Source organism: Kribbella sp. NPDC006257, assembly GCF_040613535.1.
Classification (GTDB): domain Bacteria; phylum Actinomycetota; class Actinomycetes; order Propionibacteriales; family Kribbellaceae; genus Kribbella.
In genome coordinates this window covers 142,414-157,569 of the sequence record NZ_JBEXSJ010000007.1, presented here as the reverse complement: position 1 = coordinate 157,569, position 15,156 = coordinate 142,414, and the positions used below count along the sequence as shown (strand labels likewise).

Genomic DNA, 15,156 nt, shown 5'->3' with positions numbered 1-15,156 from the left:
ATCGGGGCCGTGGGTTCACTTCTGGTTGCCGGTACGACGTCCGACGCGGGTAAGACGACGGTGGTGACCGGGCTGTGCCGGTGGCTGGCGCGACAGGGCGTCCGGGTGGCGCCGTACAAGGCACAGAACATGTCGAACAACTCGATGGTCTGTGCCGACGGCGCCGAGATCGGGCGGGCCCAGTGGATCCAGGCGATCGCGGCCGGCGCCGAGCCCGAGGCAGCGATGAACCCGGTGCTGCTGAAGCCCGGGAGCGACCGGCGAAGTCACGTCGTACTGATGGGGGAGCCGTGGGGTGAGTTGACCGCGCGTGGGTTCCTCACCGAGCGGGCGGAGCTGGCGAAGGCGGCGTTCGCGGCGTACGACGACTTGGCGTCGCGGTACGACGTGGTGATCAGCGAGGGGGCGGGGAGCCCGACCGAGATCAACCTCCGGCAGTCCGACTACGTCAACATGGGGCTCGCGCAGCACACCCGGGCGCCGGTCGTGGTCGTCGGGGACATCGATCGTGGTGGGTTGTTCGCGTCGATGTTCGGCACCGTCGCGTTGTTGTCGGCGGAGGACCAGGCGCTGATCAGCGGGTTCGTCGTGAACAAGTTCCGCGGCGATGTGTCGCTGCTGCAGCCGGGGATCGAGATGCTCACCGCGGTGACCGGACGTCCGACGTACGGCGTGTTGCCGTGGTTGCCCGAGTTGTGGCTCGATTCCGAGGACGCGCTGGACATTCCGGCCCGGCGTACGGCGCACGACTCCGAGGTGCTGTCGATCGCCGTGGTCCGGTTTCCGCGGATCAGCAACTTCACCGATCTGGATGCGCTGGCTGTCGAGCCGACGACGAGCGTGTTCTTCACGGCGAGCCCGGCCGAGGTCCGCGATGCCGATCTGGTGGTGCTGCCGGGGTCGCGGGCGACGACGTCCGATCTGGCCTGGCTGCGGTCGAACGGGCTGGCCGATGCAGTCGTGGCGCGGGTGGCCGCCGGGCGGCCGGTGCTGGGGATCTGTGGTGGGTATCAGTTGCTCGGCGGGGCGATCGAGGATCCGCTCGGGGTCGAGGGCGGCGGCAGTCACACCGGCCTCGGGTTGTTGCCGGTGGCAACGTCATTCGCTGTGGAGAAGACGCTGGCGCGGCCGGCGCCGACGGCGTACGAGATCCATCACGGGGTGGTGCGGGTGGTCGGTGACGCGGGGGAGTTCCCGGGTGGCTGCCGGTCGGGCGTGGTGTGGGGGACGATCTGGCACGGGCTGATGGACGACGACTCCACCCGGCATGCGTTTCTCGCCGAGGTCGCTGCGATGGTCGGGAAGTCTGCGCCGGACGGCACTGTGTCGTTCTCCGCTTTGCGGGAGGCGCGGCTGGATCGGCTGGCCGACGCGGTTGAGGAGCATCTGGACACGGATGCTCTGCTGGATCTCATCTCTGGTGGTGCGCCTGCTCGGCCTTTCGTTCCACCGGGGGCGCCGGAAACTGTCTGACGGGTGGGTTAGCGTCCGGGGCATGACGGATCTCAAAGCCGAATTGCACGCGAAGCTGCGGGAGAGTCGCGCGCTGCTGCTGTCGAAGCTCGACGGGTTGAGTGAGTACGACCTGCGCCGGCCGCTCGTGCCTTCCGGGACGAACCTGCTCGGGCTGGTGAAGCATCTCGCGGCGGTGGAGTACGTGTACCTGACGACGAGTCTGGGCCGGCCGAAGGCGGACGTCCTCGCCTGGGAGGAGGACGGCTCAACCTGGGAGGGTGCCGATATGTGGGCGCTGCCGTCGGAGTCGAGCGAGTATCTGGTCAACCTCTACAAACGTGCCTGTGCCAGCGGTGACGAGACCATTGCTGCCTTGGACCTGGATGCCCCCGCGGAGGTCCCGCACTGGAAGGAAGGGCACCGGGCAACTACTCTCGGTGTCCTCCTCATCCGGATGGTCGACGAAACCGCCCACCACGCCGGCCACGCCGACATCGTCCGGGAACTCATCGACGGCCAAGGCGGCTCCGACCACGACCTCATGGACGACTCCTCGTGGCAGACGTTCACCAGCAAGATCCAGGAAGCCGCCAACACCTTCAAGTAGCCCGTTCGGCTACTCTGGCGCGGTTGTCGAGCGGGCGGAGCCTGAGATGTGTCGTGCGGTGAAGTGCCGTCAGTGCGGCAAAACAACCTGGTCCGGCTGCGGCCAGCACGTAGCCCAGGTCAAGCTGTCGGTCCCCGACGACCAGTGGTGCCCCGGCCACCCCAAGTCCGAGGGCGGCCGAGGCCTGTTCGCCCGCCTCTTCAACCGCTGACCTCGCACCTCCCGAGCCGCTGTCGCGATATTCGTCCGCTGACCGGGTATAAACCCGTCAGCGGACGAAAAAACAGTGTTCGGCGGTCGGTAACTGCCGTGGCGCGGAGTCAGGCTGAGCCCATGGCTGGGTCGCTGGTGCTGGGGGTGCCGGTTTCTAGGTGGCCGGCGAAGCGGCGTACGAAGTGGTCGGTGGTGTTGGCGGTTGCGGTGAGGTCGTACCAGCCGTTGGTCGTGCTGAACCAGTCCTCGACACTGGAGCCAGCGGCGAGCTGGTAGGTCCACGGTCCGCCGCTGCGGTTGTTCGGCTGGATGGTGACGGTGCAAGCCTTCGTGCCGCTGTTGGTCATCTTGAGCCACACCAGGTTGTCCGCTGGCGCGTACCGCAGGGTGACCTCGGGGTTGGCGTTGCCTGCGGTGGTGGCGGTACTACGGTTGCCGGCGAACCGGCGTACGAATCCGTTCGGCCCGTTGACCGTCAGGTCGTAGGAGCCTGTCGGCGTACCAGCTGCCCAGTAGTCCGACACGGAAGCCCCTGCGCCGACCGTGTAGCGCCAAGGTCCGTCAGTGCGGAACGCGTTGGCCGACACGTAGAAGTGCGCACCGGCCGCGCCGGCGTTGCTGAAGTCGATCCAGAACCTGTCGCTGGCGACCCGGCCGGACACCGTGAGCGTGTAGGGGAGCGCCCGGGCGACGCGTGTGCCCGGCTCCTGCGTCGGGAGGACCTGCGTTTTCGGCGGAGCCGGATACGTCGTGTTCCACCCGGGCGTCGGAGGTGTCGACGGAAGCGATGGGTAGGTGACATTGCTCGTGGTCAGGTCGAGCGTGGTCGTCAGATCGCCACAGACCGCACGGCGCCAAGGCGAGATGTTGGGCTCGGCAACGCCACTCCATTTCTCCAGGAACTGCAGCACCGACGTGTGATCGAAGACCTGCGAACACACGTTCCCACCGCGAGTCCATGGCGACACGACCAGCATCGGAACCCGAGCACCCAGTCCGATCGGTACACCGTCGACGATCTCGTCGGTGATGGCGACCGTCGACTGCCCGTCGTCAGGAGTCACCGACGGCACGGGCGGCGGTACGTGGTCGAAGAAGCCGTCGTTCTCGTCGTACGTGATCAGGACCAGCGTCTTGTTCCACACCTGCGGGTTGGACGCGAGCTTGTCGAGGATCTCCTTGCTGAAGTTGGCACCCTCGGCCGGACCCCACGACGGGTGCTCGCACTTCGGCTCCGGCGCGACGATCCACGAGACTGCAGGCAGTCGACCGGCCGCGACGTCGTCACCGAAGGTGGTGACGAGCTGATCGGCGGCGATGCGCTGCAGCCCGCGGTCGTAGAGGCGGCGTTCGGCAGCGGTCAGCGTCGCGACCCCAGCAGCAAGCTGTGACAGCAAGGTCTGACGCTGCGCCGCCGTTCCGGGCCGTACGCCTTGGTCGTAGAAGAACTCCAGCTTCGTGTAGGACGTCTTGGCCAGCGCCTTCTTCCCGACGTCGAGGAAGGTCTTGAAGAAGTCCAGCGAGTTGTCGCCGTAGTTGTCCCACTCCTGATAGACCCGCCAGCTCTTGTTCGCCGCTTCGAGCCGTTCGGCGTACGTCGTCCAGGTGTAGCCGGGATGCGCCTGGTTCTGCCAAGCATCGTTGCCGATCGCCCGCCGCGTCGTACCGGGTTCGAACCCGAGCTTGCCGGTGAACAGGTAGAACCGGTTCGGGTTCGTCGGCCCGAGTTCGGAGCAGTGGTACGCGTCGCAGATCGTGAAGGCGTCCGCGAGCGCGTAGTAGAACGGCAGCTCACTCCGCAGATGAGTAGCCATCGTGTACTTCGTCTTCTGCGGAACCCACTGGTCGTAGCGGCCCGCATTCCAAGCACCGTGGCTGCTGCCCCAGTCGTGCGGCGTACCGGTCATGTACTGGCTCGCCACCGGATACGGCAGCACATAACCGGCGCCATCGGGCTGGTAGAACACTGACCGCCCGGTCGACAGCGTCCGCGCGGTCGGGTCGTTGAACCCCCGCACCCCGCGCAGTGATCCGAAGTAGTGATCGAAGGACCGGTTCTCCTGCATCAGGATCACCACATGCTCGATCATCTCGAGCCCGCCGGTGGGGGCCGGAGCCGCGAGCGCCCGCTGGAGACTGGCCGGCAGTACTGCGAACGCCGCCGCCGTGATCCCCGCGGACCGGAGAAAGTCGCGCCTGTCCATTGTCATGTCCCCACCGTCCTGTCGCCGGCCGAATCAACAGGTAACGGTGTAGGTGCAGTCCGTGAACTCCGTCAAGACTTCATGCTCGAAACTGTCTGAGCTGTAGGGATTTCACTCACTAAGAGCCGGTCGGAGGACTTCGTCACACCATTGCCGGAAGGAGGTGGGAGTGCTGGTTTCCGGCGTCCGGCGGATGCCGTTGTCGAGGCCCTCGTCCTTCGCGCGCATCATGTCGACCATGCCCTGCACGAACGCCTCGCTGAGGCCGAACCCGGTCATCCTCGCGGCGAGAGCTTCTAGCGGTTCGCGCTCGTAGCGGACCGGCCGTCCGAGTACTTCCGAGATGATGCGCGCCCGGTCGTTCGGCGAGAGATCCTCGGGACCGAGCACCGGCACGCTGTCCGTGCCGGTCCAGGATCGGTCGAGCAGTAGCCGGGCCGACACAGCGGCGATGTCGCGAGTGGCCGCGATCGGCGCGCGTCGATCGGCGAGCGAGGTGTGCGTGAACACGCCGTCGTCGCGGATCGAGGCGACCTGTTCCAGCAGGTTGTCCATGAACGACGGGTTCGCCACCGCGCGATAGGCGACGCCGCTCGAAGCGATCAGGTCGTCCATCTCCAGGGATGCCGTGACAAGTCCCGCCTCGCCTGCAACCGGCGTACCGCGGCCCAGGGCCGAGATGCCGACGACGTGACTCACGCCGTACGCCGGGAAGGCGCGCGCCGCGGCCGCGGTGAACCCGGAGTAGGCGACCTCGAGGCTCGGCGCGTGGGCGTCCGGCGGGACGAGCCAGAAGACGGCGTCGGCGCCGGCGAAGGCCTTGCCGACGACCTCGGGATCGGCGTGCGATCCGGTCACCACCTGCACGCGATCACGGACCGCGGGCGTGAGTTTGGCGGGGTCGCGCACGATGACGCGGAGGTCTTCGGATGAGCTGAGGAGGAGGTTGAGAACTTGGCTGCCGATGTCGCCGGTAGGCGTTGTGATGACGATCATGGCTTCACTCTGCGTGCTGGGATTCGGCAGGTCCAATACCTCTCTGTGACCATTGATACGATCAAGGTATGGATCTGGACCTGCGCAAGCTCCGGTACTTCGTCGCGGTCGCCGACCACCGGCATTTCGGCCGGGCCGCGGAAGAGCTCTACATCGCCCAGCCAGTACTCAGCCGCCAGATCCGTGCCCTGGAACGCGAACTGGGCTGCGACCTGTTCGTCCGGACGACCCGCAGCGTGCAACTCACGCCGGCGGGGGAGCAGCTTCGCGCGGAGGCTCCCGGAGTGCTGACCAGCGTCGACTCGGCCATCCGACGCGTGCACGAGATCGATCGCGGTGTCCAGCGCCTCGTCATCGCCTTCGCCTCAGGTCTGCACGTGGCCGATGCGGTCCTCGCCTTCAAGGCGAAGTACCCCGAGGTCGAGGTGGACCTGCTCAGCCTGAACTGGTGGGAGCAGGACGCACCGCTGCGGGACGGTCGCGCCGATGTGGGCCTCCTCCGCCGCCCCTTCGACGACGCCGGACTGCAGGTCGTCCCGATCGGCAGCGAGCGCCGGGTCGCCTGCCTGCCGATCAACCACCCACTGGCAGGCCGCGAGTCACTCGTGATGGCCGATCTGGAGAACGAGTCGATCATGACCACCCAGACCCGCCGCAGAGCACCGATCGAGCAGAAGTTCGAGCTGATCGCGACCGGCCAGGAGATCGCGCTCGTCCCGGAGACCGTCGCCTCCTCCTACCCGCGAGCCGACCTCGTGTACCTGCCCATCGACGACGGGCCCCACTCCGAAACCTGCCTCGTCACCACCAAGGACCGCCACACCGACCACCTCTTGTCCTTCCTCGAGCTCGCTACCGAATCCCTGCGCGCTTGACCTTGACACTGTGTCAACGTCTTCACTGGAGTTCATGAAGACACAGGAGATCCAGCTGCTCGGTGCAGAGAACCCGTCGACCCGGCTGCAAGCGGTGTTGCGGGTCGGGACGGTCGCGGACCCGGCCGTGGTCGACGAGCTGGTCGCGCGGTGCGCGGTGGAGCCGGACTTCTTCGTGCGCGACATGCTGACCTGGGCGCTGGTTCGTCTCCCGGCCGAGCTGACCATTCCCAGGCTCCGCGCGGAACTCGACTCCGAGCGAGCCCAGGCCCGGAGCCAGGCGTTGCACACGCTGTCCAAGATCAAGGAAAGCACCACCTGGCAGGCGATCAAGGGCCTGTTGCGGGACCCGGATGACGAGGTCGCCCGGACTGCGTGGCGGACTGCCGTCATCCTGGTGCCCGACGAGGAGAAGTCGTGGCTCGCCGCGGAGCTTGCGGCGGAGCTGGGGCGTGGTGATCGCTCGCTCCAGCTCAGTCTCAGCCGGGTCCTGGTCGACCTCGGGGAGATCGTGGAGCCGGTACTGCGAACAGCCGCCGCGAGCGAGAACCCGAAGATCAGGGCGCACGCCCGCGCGACTGAGATACTGCTCGACGATCCCGATGCCGCGTTCGACCTCGCCGTCGGCGAAGCCAAGCGCGTCATCGCCCTCGACCCGGAACAGGTGAAGAAGACAGCGTGCTGATCGGAGAGGTGGCGCGCCGCTCGGGGGTGAGCAGCCGGATGCTTCGGCACTACGACACCCTCGGGCTGGTGCGCCCGACCGGCCGGACCGTCGGCGGCTATCGCGAGTACTCCGCGGACGACATCCGCCGGATCTTCCACGTGGAGAGCCTGCGATCCCTCGGCCTCTCGCTCCGCCAGATCGGCCGCGCCCTGGACGATCCGGCCTTCACCCCGGCCGAACTGGTCGGCGACCTGATCCGGCGTACCGAAGAACGCCTGCGGCAGGATCAGGAACTCCTCGACCGGCTCCGCTCGGTCGACGCCTCGGAGCCGTTCGGCTGGGAGGATGCCCTACGGATCATCGAACTCCTGCACGGCCTCAACTCGCCCGACGCGGCCCGGCGGCAGCAGACCGTCCTGGCCCCACCGGATGACGTTCCGGTTCCGACCGACGTACTGGCTCGGGCAGTCCTCACCGAGACCGATCCGATTGTCGCCGGCGCGCTGCGCTGGGCCCTCGCCCGATCAGGTGACGAGAGCATCGCCGGTCTGGCCGAAGGCGTGCGGGCGAAGGAAGTGGAGATCCGGCGACGCGCAGTACAAGCGATCGCGGGTCTGCCCGGCACCGATGCCCTCCTCGGCGAAGCTCTCGCGGACGAGGATCCGACCGTACGCCAGTACGCCGCTCTCGCGCTCGGCAAACGTGGTGCGATCGCGGCGGTGCCGGCCCTGGTCGAGCTGATCGTGGAAGGCATCAACGACGTCGAGGCAGCCGAGACCCTCGGTGCCCTGGCGCAGGCCCAGCAGCACTCGGACCAGATCATGACCGCCCTGACCGCCGAGCTGTCCTCCGCCGACTCCGCGGTCCGGATCCGCGTGATCCAGGCGCTCGCCGAGATGCCGTCGCCCGTTGCCCTTCCGGTACTCCGCGACCTGACCCACGACGCCGACAAGGTCATCGCCATGATCTCCACCGCCTTCGTGAAGGTGCTCGAAGAGAATGGGTGAGCCGCTGGAGGTGTTTCAGCAGCAGCGCGGCCGGATGTTCGGGATCGCGTACCGGATGCTCGGGTCCGTGACCGAGGCCGACGACGTGCTGCAGGAAGCCTGGCTGCGTTGGCAATCCGTTGACCACGCGGGTGTGAACGAACCGGCTGCCTTCCTCGCCAGGACGGTCACCAACCTCTGTCTGACCCAGCTCACGACGGCCCGCGCACGCCGCGAGACGTACGTCGGCGAGTGGCTTCCGGAACCGGTTCTCACCGGACCGGATCTCGGCGACCTGGCCGGGCAGCGCGAGTCGGTCTCGTTCGCTCTGCTCACGATCCTCGAGCAACTCACGCCCGCCGAGCGCGCGGCGTACGTACTGCGGGAAGCCTTCGCCTACAGCCATCGCGAGGTCGGCGACTTGATCGGTACGACGGAAGCCAACGCCCGCCAACTCCATTCGCGAGCGCGCAAGCGGGTCGCCACCGCGGAGCAGAAGCGGCCGGTCGACCCCAGCCACTGGCACACCCTGGTCGAACGGTTCCTCGCCGCGGCACAACGAGGTGAGGTGGACCGCCTCGCGGACCTGCTCGCGACCGACGTCGTCTCGCGCGCGGATGGTGGTGGCAAGGTCAGCGCGGCTCGGAAGCCGGTGATCGGTCGCGAGCGGGTCGCCCGCTACCTGGTCGGCGTACTGGAGCGCTTCGGCGCCGGCATCACGCCCACCGTGGGCGAAGCGAACGGCGAGCCGGTGATCGTCGCCGTCGCGGATGGCGAGATCCGGGCGGTGTGCTTCTTGACCTTCGATGGTGACCTGCTGACCGGCATGGACATCGCGATGAATCCGGACAAGCTGGCCTTCGCGGGAGAGCAGTTGTCACGAATCGGAGGGCTGCCTAGTCCAGGCTGGTGAACCGAAAGGACCACCCTGATGAAGACGATCCTCGTCACCGGCGGCACCGGGTCTGTGGGCCGCCCCACCGTCCAGGCCCTCCGCGCGGCCGGCCACACGGACCTCCGCATCCTCAGCCGGCGACCCGGCGTCGGCCACGTCCGCGGCGACCTGACCGCCGGCGAAGGCATCGCCGAAGCTCTCGAAGGCGTGAGTACCGTGATGCACCTCGCCACCAGTCGCCGACGCGCCGACGTCCGCCAGACCGAGAACCTGCTCAAGCACGCGGAACACGTCGAGCACCTGATCGTGATCTCGATCGTCGGCATCGATCGGATCCCGTGGCCCTACTACCGCGACAAGCTCGCCGTCGAACAGCTCGTCGCGGAATCCTCGATCCCGTTCACTCTGCTGCGCGCGACCCAGTTCCACACTCTGATCGACGAGGTGATGACCGCCCAGCGTTTCCTCCCGGCCCTCCTGGCGCCGTCGATCGCCCTCCAGCCGGTCGCCGTCGAGGACGTCGCCGAGCGCCTCACGGAACTCGCCGCCGGCCCACCGTCGGGCAGGGTGAAGGACCTCGGCGGCCCCGAACAACTCGCCGTCCCCGCGATGGCCCGCGCCTGGAAGCAGGCGACGCACTCCCGCCGCCCGGTCGTCCCGATCCGCCTACCAGGCAAGACCATGCGCGCCTTCACCGAAGGCTTCGCCCTCTCCGACCCCATCCAGCCCACAACCCGAACCTTCGCCGACTACCTCGCCCAGCACTACGGCGCACAGGCATGAAAACGGTGGGGTCGGTGCTCGGATGACTTGACGACTGTGACAGTAGTACTGTCACAATGCTGGGTATGGGTCCACTCAGTGGGGTGAAGGTCGTCGAGTTGGCGGGGATCGGGCCGGCGCCGTTCGCGTGCATGCTGCTGGCCGAGCTCGGCGCCGAGGTGCTGCGGATCGACCGGCCGGGCGGTGGACTCGCGATGGGACCGCCCGAGCTGGAGCTGCTCAATCGCGGCCGGCGGAGTGTGGCGCTGAACCTCAAGGACCCGGCGGCAGTGCGCGCAGTACTGGAGTTGGTCGCGGGCGCCGACGTACTGATTGAAGGATTCCGGCCGGGTGTCGCAGAACGGTTGGGGCTCGGGCCTGAGGAGTGCCAGGCGGTCAATCCGAAGCTCGTGTATGCGCGAATGACCGGCTGGGGCCAGGACGGGCCGCTGGCGCAGTCGGCCGGGCACGACATCGCCTACCTCGGGCTGTCTGGCGCGCTGCACGCGATCGGCCGGGCCGGTGGACCGCCGCAGGTGCCGGTGAATCTGCTCGGCGACTTCGCCGGCGGGTCGCTGTATCTCGTTGTCGGTGTGCTCGCGGCGATCGTCGAGGCGCGGGGGAGTGGGCTCGGTCAGGTGGTGGATGCGGCGATCGTCGACGGCGCGGCACACCTGACGACGGCGCTGCTGGGAGCGCTTGCCGGGGGCAACTGGACGCAGGAGCGCGGGACGAATCTGCTGGACACCGGGGCGCCGTTCTATGACGTCTACGAGACCTCGGACGGCGAGCACATGGCGGTCGGGGCGATCGAGCCGCAGTTCTACGACGAGCTGATCCAGCTGCTGGGTGTCACCGCGCCGGATCGCTACGACCTCACTAACTGGCCGGAGCTGCGCAAGACGCTCGCCGAAGCCTTCGTGCAGCGGACCCAGGCCGAGTGGATCTCGGTGTTCGACGGGACCGACGCTTGCGTCGCGCCGGTGCTTCCGCTGGCCGGCGAGCATCCGCATCTGGTTGCCCGCGGCATCTTTGTGGAGCACGACGGGGCGCGGCAGCCGGCGCCGGCGCCGCGGTTCTCCCGGACACCGTCCACGCTCGGGTTGCCACCCGCGCGACCTGGCGAGCACACGAGGGAGGCGTTGACCGACTGGGGAGTCAGCGGCGTCGACGAGTTGCTCGCCGGCGGAGGCGCGGTACAAGCCTGAATCCCGGGGAAGCCTGGAGGCGGAGGGCCGGCCGGGCGAGCGTCGTACGGACAGTTATCGCGTTGCAGACAAGGAGAATCGCCCGTGGAACGCCACCTCTTCGATGCCGATCATGATGCGTTCCGCGAGACCGTGCGAACCTTCTGTGACAAGGAGATCCTGCCGCATCACGACAGCTGGGAGGAGGCCGGCATCGTGCCGCGCGAGGTGTGGACCGCGGCCGGTACGGCGGGTTTGCTCGGGTTCATGGCGCCGGAGGAGTACGGCGGGGGCGGGGTGCGCGACTTCCGGTTCAACGCGGTGGTGAGCGAGGAGCTCACCAAGGCGCGGGCGAGTGGGCCGGGGTTCGCGATCCACGTGGACATCGTCTCGGCGTACCTGCTGGACTATGCGAACGATGAGCAGAAGGCGCGTTGGCTGCCGAAGTTCTGCAGTGGCGAGCTGATCACGGCGATCGCGATGACCGAGCCGGGCGCGGGCAGCGACCTGCAGGGGATCGAGACGACCGCGATCCGCGACGGCGACGAGTATGTGCTGAACGGGCAGAAGACCTTTATCTCCAACGGGATTCTGGCCGATCTGGTGATCGTGGTCGCCAAGACGGATCCTTCGGCCGGCTATCAGGGGATCTCGCTGCTCGTGGTGGAGCGCGGGATGTCTGGGTTCGAGCGCGGGCGGAACCTGGACAAGATCGGGCTGAAGGCGCAGGACACCGCCGAACTCTTCTTCGACGACGTCCGGGTCCCGGCCGCGAACCTGCTCGGTGAGGAGGGGAAGGGCTTCATCTACCTGATGGAGAAGCTCCCGCAGGAGCGCCTCGCGATCGCCGTCGTCGCTGCTGCAGCCTGTGAGTCGATGCTAGCGATGACCTTGGACTACGTGAAGGACCGCAAGGCCTTCGGCCGCCCGATCGGTTCGTTCCAGAACAGCCGCTTCGTGCTCGCCGAACTCGCCACCGAGACTCAGATCGCCCGCGTCTTCGTCGACCGCTGCATCGAGGAACTCAACGCCGGCACGCTTACCGTCTCCGAGGCCGCGATGGCGAAATGGTGGACCACCGAACTCCAGCAGAAGGTCGTCGACCGCTGCCTCCAGCTCCACGGCGGCTACGGCTTCATGACCGAGTACCCGATCGCCAAGGCGTACCTCGACACCCGCATCCAAACCATCTACGGCGGCACCACCGAAATCATGAAGGAAATCATCGGCCGCACGCTCGGCATCTGACCGTTCAGGTAGATCCGATCCCCCGAGATGGGATCTACCTGAAGCGGCAGCAGTGGTCAGTGGGCGGCGGCGTGGAGAGGGGTTTGGGGAGTGCTGGCGAGGGCGGTACGGCGGGAGCTGCGGAGGATGCTGATGCTGACTGCGAGGGTCCAGAGGCTCCAGAGCATGCCCATGCTGGCGGTGGTGCCCCAGCCCTGGACGGCATAGAAGTTCGACGGGTTGTCACCGAAGTAGATCGCCGGGATGAAGGCGAGGTTGATCGCGGCGAGGACGAACGCGGAGCGGCCTACCCAGCGGGGGAGCAGTCGCAACCGCAGTACGACGATGCCGAGGGCGATCAGGAACAGGCCCATCAAGAGGCGTGAGATGAGGCCCTGCATCAGGTACTGCGCGGCTGCGAACGGTCCTTCCTTGGTGGTGTCGATGTCGTGGTCCACCGAGATGGCGGCGCCGGCCTCCATCGACTGCGGCACGAACACCATCGCCACCCAGAGCAGGCCGGCCGCCTGGATCACGCCGGAGATCCAGTCCGAGGCGATGTCGACCTGGTGGATCAGCTGCCGCAGGCCGGTGAAGAACAGGATGTAGAAGATGCAGCCGACGATGCCGATCAGGCTGCGGGTCAGGATGTTCCAGTCCGGCGGTGCGCCGGAGTACAGGAAGTACAGCGGCACCTGGACGACGATCAATGCGCTCGCGACGATCCCGAACAGGCCTGCGTACCTGCGAACAGCGGATTCCGACATGGTTCTCTCCCTCGGGTTTATGACGAGACGTCTCGTCTCATGACGAGACGCTAAGTCTCGGTCTAGGCCACTGTCAAGACACAACGTCTCGTCTTGTTGTAAGCTCGTCCGCATGACCCCTCCGAACCCTGACCGCAGGAGCGAGCGTGCCCGGCGGGCGATCCTGGACGCGGCGCTCGAGCTCTGCCAGGAGCAGCCGTTCGCCGGCGTGACGATGGAGGGCATCGCGAAACGGGCCGGGGTCGGCAAACAGACCATCTATCGCTGGTGGCCGTCGAAGGCCGCGATCCTGCTCGAGGCGATCACCGACCGCGGCACCGGCACCCTCGACTTCCCCGACACCGGCGACATCGTCGCCGACCTGCGCAGCCAGATGTCCGAGGTCGTCCGCGCCTTCAACGACCCGATGTTCGCCGCCTACAACCGCGGCCTGATCGCCGCCGCGCAGAGCGACCCCGAGATCGCCGCCGGCATCGTCAAGACGATCATCGAGCCCCGCGTCGACCTCTGCATCGAACGCCTGGAGAAGGCCCAGCAAGCAGGCGCCGTACGCCGTGACCTCGACCCCCGCGACATCGTCGAGCTCCTCTACGCCCCCCTCTACTACCGCCTCCTCCTGCACACCCGCCCCGTCACCCCGGATCAGGTCGACACCATCCTGAAGCTGAGCTTCACGGGCATCGAAGCCTGACTCGTGGTTGACTTCGGGCAAGCGGGTTCTGGCTGAGGAGGTTCCCTGATGGGCATTGTGTCGCCGGGGTTCACCGGGCGTCGGCGGGGTGGGGAGGAGTTGCCTCCTGGCCAGTATGTGACGCACGAGTTTCCGGTGTTGTCGGCCGGGCCGACTCCGCAGATCCGGACCGAGCACTGGGAGTTCACGGTCGCTACCGAGACCGGTGAGACCAGCCGCTGGGACTGGGCCGCCTTGATGGCGTTGCCGGCCGAGACGATCACCCGGGACCTGCACTGCGTCACGAGATGGTCCAAGTTCGGCACCGAGTGGAAGGGCGTCTCGCTCGACACCCTGCTGGCCGACGTCGAGACCGCGGCCGACTTCGTGATGGTGCACAGCTACGGCGGCTACACGACGAACCTGCCGCTGGAGGACCTGCTCGACGGCCAGGCCTGGATCGCCTACCAGTACGACGGTGAGCCGCTCGCCCCCGAGCACGGTGGCCCGGCCCGCCTGCTGGTGCCACACCTGTATCTGTGGAAGAGCGCCAAATGGGTGCGCGGCCTGGTCCTGTCGGACACGAACGATCTCGGATTCTGGGAGAGCGTCGGGTATCACGAATACGGAGACCCATGGAAAGAACAGCGTTACGCCGGCGACTGACCTGGCAGGTCGGCACCGTCACCGAGGTCCGCGAGGAGACGGCGACCGCCCGGACGCTGGTCCTCGACGTCCCCGAGTGGCCCGGTCACCTGGCCGGCCAGCATCTCGACGTACGGCTGACCGCGGAGGACGGTTATCGCGCCTCCCGGTCGTACTCGATCGCGTCCGCGTGGACCGGCACGACGATCGAGCTGACCGTCGAGCTGGTGCCCGACGGCGAGGTCTCGCCGTACCTGGTCGAGGTGGTGAAACCGGGTGACCAGCTCGAGGTGCGTGGCCCGGTCGGCGGCTGGTTCGTCTGGCAGCCCGACCAGCCCGGCCCGATCCAGCTCATCGCCGGCGGCTCCGGCGTCGTACCGCTGATGGCGATCCTGCGCGCCCACGTCGGCAGTACCGCAAAGGCCAAACTCCTGTACTCCGTGCGCAGGCCGGCGTCGGTGATCTATGCGGGCGACCTGAAGGAGATCGCGGCGTCCGACGACGTCGACATCACCTTCGCCTACACCCGCGAGGCGCCACCGGGGGAGCCGCGCGTCGGCCGGGTCGATGCCGCTCTACTCGACCAGGTCGCCTTCGCCCCAGAGGAGCACCTCACGACGTACGTGTGCGGCCCGACCCCGTTCGTCGAGGCGGTCGCCGATCTGCTCGTCGCGGCCGGCCACGACCCGGCCCGGGTGAAAACCGAACGCTTCGGACCTACAGGAGGACCGCGATGACGACCCATCTCGACGGCAACGCGGCAGCCGGCCTGCTCGGCGAGGTCTTCGCCGCCGACATCACCGCGGCCATCGGCCAATGCAACGGCTGCGGCCGGACCGGCGTCTTCGCCGAGACCCACGTGTACCTCGACGCCCCCGGCCTGGTCGCCCGCTGCACCGGCTGCGACGGAGTCCTCCTCCGCGTCGTCACCACCCCCACCGACACCTACCTGGACCTCCGCGGCCTCACCTACCTCCGCCTGCCCAACACCGACTGAAGA

16 protein-coding genes are annotated in these 15,156 nt (G+C 67.6%); 13 read left to right on the top strand and 3 right to left on the bottom strand.

Going from position 1 to position 15,156, the window contains the following annotated elements:
* The first annotated feature begins 9 nt into the window (after window positions 1-9).
* Together ABZ004_RS11235 and ABZ004_RS11230 are read left to right on the top strand one after the other, a co-directional pair.
* Window positions 10-1,473, top strand: coding sequence for a cobyric acid synthase (locus tag ABZ004_RS11235; protein WP_355679672.1), 1,464 nt, complete (start codon window positions 10-12; stop codon window positions 1,471-1,473).
* Between the two features lie 22 nt (window positions 1,474-1,495).
* Window positions 1,496-2,062, top strand: a complete 567-nt coding sequence (locus ABZ004_RS11230) for a DinB family protein (protein WP_355679671.1) — start codon at window positions 1,496-1,498, stop codon at window positions 2,060-2,062.
* A 320-nt stretch (window positions 2,063-2,382) separates the two neighbouring features.
* On the opposite strand, the gene ABZ004_RS11225 is transcribed toward ABZ004_RS11230, so the two are convergent.
* Both ABZ004_RS11225 and ABZ004_RS11220 read right to left on the bottom strand, forming a co-directional pair.
* The gene (locus ABZ004_RS11225; RefSeq protein ID WP_355679670.1) at window positions 2,383-4,485 is read right to left on the bottom strand and encodes a phosphocholine-specific phospholipase C; all 2,103 of its coding nucleotides are present in this window, start codon (window positions 4,483-4,485) and stop codon (window positions 2,383-2,385) included.
* Between the two features lie 105 nt (window positions 4,486-4,590).
* Complete coding sequence (locus ABZ004_RS11220; RefSeq protein ID WP_355679669.1) at window positions 4,591-5,475, bottom strand: NAD(P)H-binding protein; 885 nt, start codon at window positions 5,473-5,475, stop codon at window positions 4,591-4,593.
* A 68-nt stretch (window positions 5,476-5,543) separates the two neighbouring features.
* On the opposite strand from ABZ004_RS11220, the gene ABZ004_RS11215 reads away from it, so the two are divergent.
* The 7 genes from ABZ004_RS11215 to ABZ004_RS11185 all read left to right on the top strand — a co-directional run bounded on the left by ABZ004_RS11215 (window position 5,544) and on the right by ABZ004_RS11185 (window position 12,095).
* Window positions 5,544-6,350: a LysR family transcriptional regulator gene (locus ABZ004_RS11215; RefSeq protein ID WP_355679668.1), complete on the top strand. Its 807-nt coding sequence runs from the start codon at window positions 5,544-5,546 to the stop codon at window positions 6,348-6,350.
* 34 nt (window positions 6,351-6,384) lie between these two features.
* The gene (locus ABZ004_RS11210) at window positions 6,385-7,035 is read left to right on the top strand and encodes a HEAT repeat domain-containing protein (protein ID WP_355679667.1); all 651 of its coding nucleotides are present in this window, start codon (window positions 6,385-6,387) and stop codon (window positions 7,033-7,035) included.
* Window positions 7,029-8,024: a HEAT repeat domain-containing protein gene (locus tag ABZ004_RS11205; protein ID WP_355679666.1), complete on the top strand. Its 996-nt coding sequence runs from the start codon at window positions 7,029-7,031 to the stop codon at window positions 8,022-8,024. Before ABZ004_RS11210 ends, ABZ004_RS11205 begins: the two co-directional genes overlap by 7 nt.
* Window positions 8,017-8,916, top strand: a complete 900-nt coding sequence (gene sigJ / locus ABZ004_RS11200) for an RNA polymerase sigma factor SigJ (protein WP_355679665.1) — start codon at window positions 8,017-8,019, stop codon at window positions 8,914-8,916. The genes ABZ004_RS11205 and sigJ overlap by 8 nt, the downstream gene beginning before the upstream one ends.
* 18 nt (window positions 8,917-8,934) lie before the next feature.
* Window positions 8,935-9,681, top strand: a complete 747-nt coding sequence (locus ABZ004_RS11195; RefSeq protein WP_355679664.1) for an NAD(P)H-binding protein — start codon at window positions 8,935-8,937, stop codon at window positions 9,679-9,681.
* A gap of 65 nt (window positions 9,682-9,746) precedes the next feature.
* Entirely contained in the window at window positions 9,747-10,868 is a 1,122-nt protein-coding gene (locus tag ABZ004_RS11190) for a CaiB/BaiF CoA-transferase family protein (protein WP_355679663.1), read from the top strand.
* 84 nt (window positions 10,869-10,952) lie between these two features.
* Window positions 10,953-12,095 carry an acyl-CoA dehydrogenase family protein gene (locus ABZ004_RS11185; protein WP_355679662.1) on the top strand — a complete coding sequence of 381 codons (1,143 nt, stop codon included), beginning with the start codon at window positions 10,953-10,955 and terminating at the stop codon, window positions 12,093-12,095.
* Between the two features lie 56 nt (window positions 12,096-12,151).
* Here ABZ004_RS11185 and ABZ004_RS11180 read toward each other — a convergent pair whose 3' ends face one another.
* On the bottom strand, window positions 12,152-12,841 hold the full coding sequence (locus ABZ004_RS11180; protein WP_355679661.1) for a hypothetical protein: 690 nt from the start codon (window positions 12,839-12,841) through the stop codon (window positions 12,152-12,154).
* Window positions 12,842-12,953: 112 nt separating this feature from the next.
* On the opposite strand from ABZ004_RS11180, the gene ABZ004_RS11175 reads away from it, so the two are divergent.
* From ABZ004_RS11175 to ABZ004_RS11160, 4 genes are read left to right on the top strand one after another with little or no spacing between them, the layout of a single operon-like run.
* Window positions 12,954-13,532, top strand: coding sequence for a TetR/AcrR family transcriptional regulator (locus tag ABZ004_RS11175; RefSeq protein WP_355679660.1), 579 nt, complete (start codon window positions 12,954-12,956; stop codon window positions 13,530-13,532).
* Window positions 13,533-13,580: 48 nt separating this feature from the next.
* Entirely contained in the window at window positions 13,581-14,177 is a 597-nt protein-coding gene (locus ABZ004_RS11170; protein WP_355679659.1) for a sulfite oxidase-like oxidoreductase, read from the top strand.
* Complete coding sequence (locus ABZ004_RS11165) at window positions 14,147-14,893, top strand: ferredoxin reductase (RefSeq protein WP_355679658.1); 747 nt, start codon at window positions 14,147-14,149, stop codon at window positions 14,891-14,893. The genes ABZ004_RS11170 and ABZ004_RS11165 overlap by 31 nt, the downstream gene beginning before the upstream one ends.
* Window positions 14,890-15,153 (top strand): DUF6510 family protein, encoded by a 264-nt coding sequence (locus ABZ004_RS11160; protein WP_355679657.1) that lies wholly within the window; start codon window positions 14,890-14,892, stop codon window positions 15,151-15,153. The genes ABZ004_RS11165 and ABZ004_RS11160 overlap by 4 nt, the downstream gene beginning before the upstream one ends.
* Window positions 15,154-15,156 lie beyond the last annotated feature (3 nt).

Coding starts and splice junctions, on each gene's coding strand:
- ABZ004_RS11230 (WP_355679671.1), top strand. CDS start 1,496: ATGACGGATCTCAAAGCCGAATTGCACGCGAAGCTGCGGGAGAGTCGC.
- ABZ004_RS11225 (WP_355679670.1), bottom strand. CDS start 4,485: ATGACAATGGACAGGCGCGACTTTCTCCGGTCCGCGGGGATCACGGCG.
- ABZ004_RS11220 (WP_355679669.1), bottom strand. CDS start 5,475: ATGATCGTCATCACAACGCCTACCGGCGACATCGGCAGCCAAGTTCTC.
- ABZ004_RS11215 (WP_355679668.1), top strand. CDS start 5,544: ATGGATCTGGACCTGCGCAAGCTCCGGTACTTCGTCGCGGTCGCCGAC.
- ABZ004_RS11210 (WP_355679667.1), top strand. CDS start 6,385: ATGAAGACACAGGAGATCCAGCTGCTCGGTGCAGAGAACCCGTCGACC.
- sigJ (WP_355679665.1), top strand. CDS start 8,017: ATGGGTGAGCCGCTGGAGGTGTTTCAGCAGCAGCGCGGCCGGATGTTC.
- ABZ004_RS11195 (WP_355679664.1), top strand. CDS start 8,935: ATGAAGACGATCCTCGTCACCGGCGGCACCGGGTCTGTGGGCCGCCCC.
- ABZ004_RS11190 (WP_355679663.1), top strand. CDS start 9,747: ATGGGTCCACTCAGTGGGGTGAAGGTCGTCGAGTTGGCGGGGATCGGG.
- ABZ004_RS11180 (WP_355679661.1), bottom strand. CDS start 12,841: ATGTCGGAATCCGCTGTTCGCAGGTACGCAGGCCTGTTCGGGATCGTC.
- ABZ004_RS11175 (WP_355679660.1), top strand. CDS start 12,954: ATGACCCCTCCGAACCCTGACCGCAGGAGCGAGCGTGCCCGGCGGGCG.
- ABZ004_RS11170 (WP_355679659.1), top strand. CDS start 13,581: ATGGGCATTGTGTCGCCGGGGTTCACCGGGCGTCGGCGGGGTGGGGAG.
- ABZ004_RS11165 (WP_355679658.1), top strand. CDS start 14,147: ATGGAAAGAACAGCGTTACGCCGGCGACTGACCTGGCAGGTCGGCACC.
- ABZ004_RS11160 (WP_355679657.1), top strand. CDS start 14,890: ATGACGACCCATCTCGACGGCAACGCGGCAGCCGGCCTGCTCGGCGAG.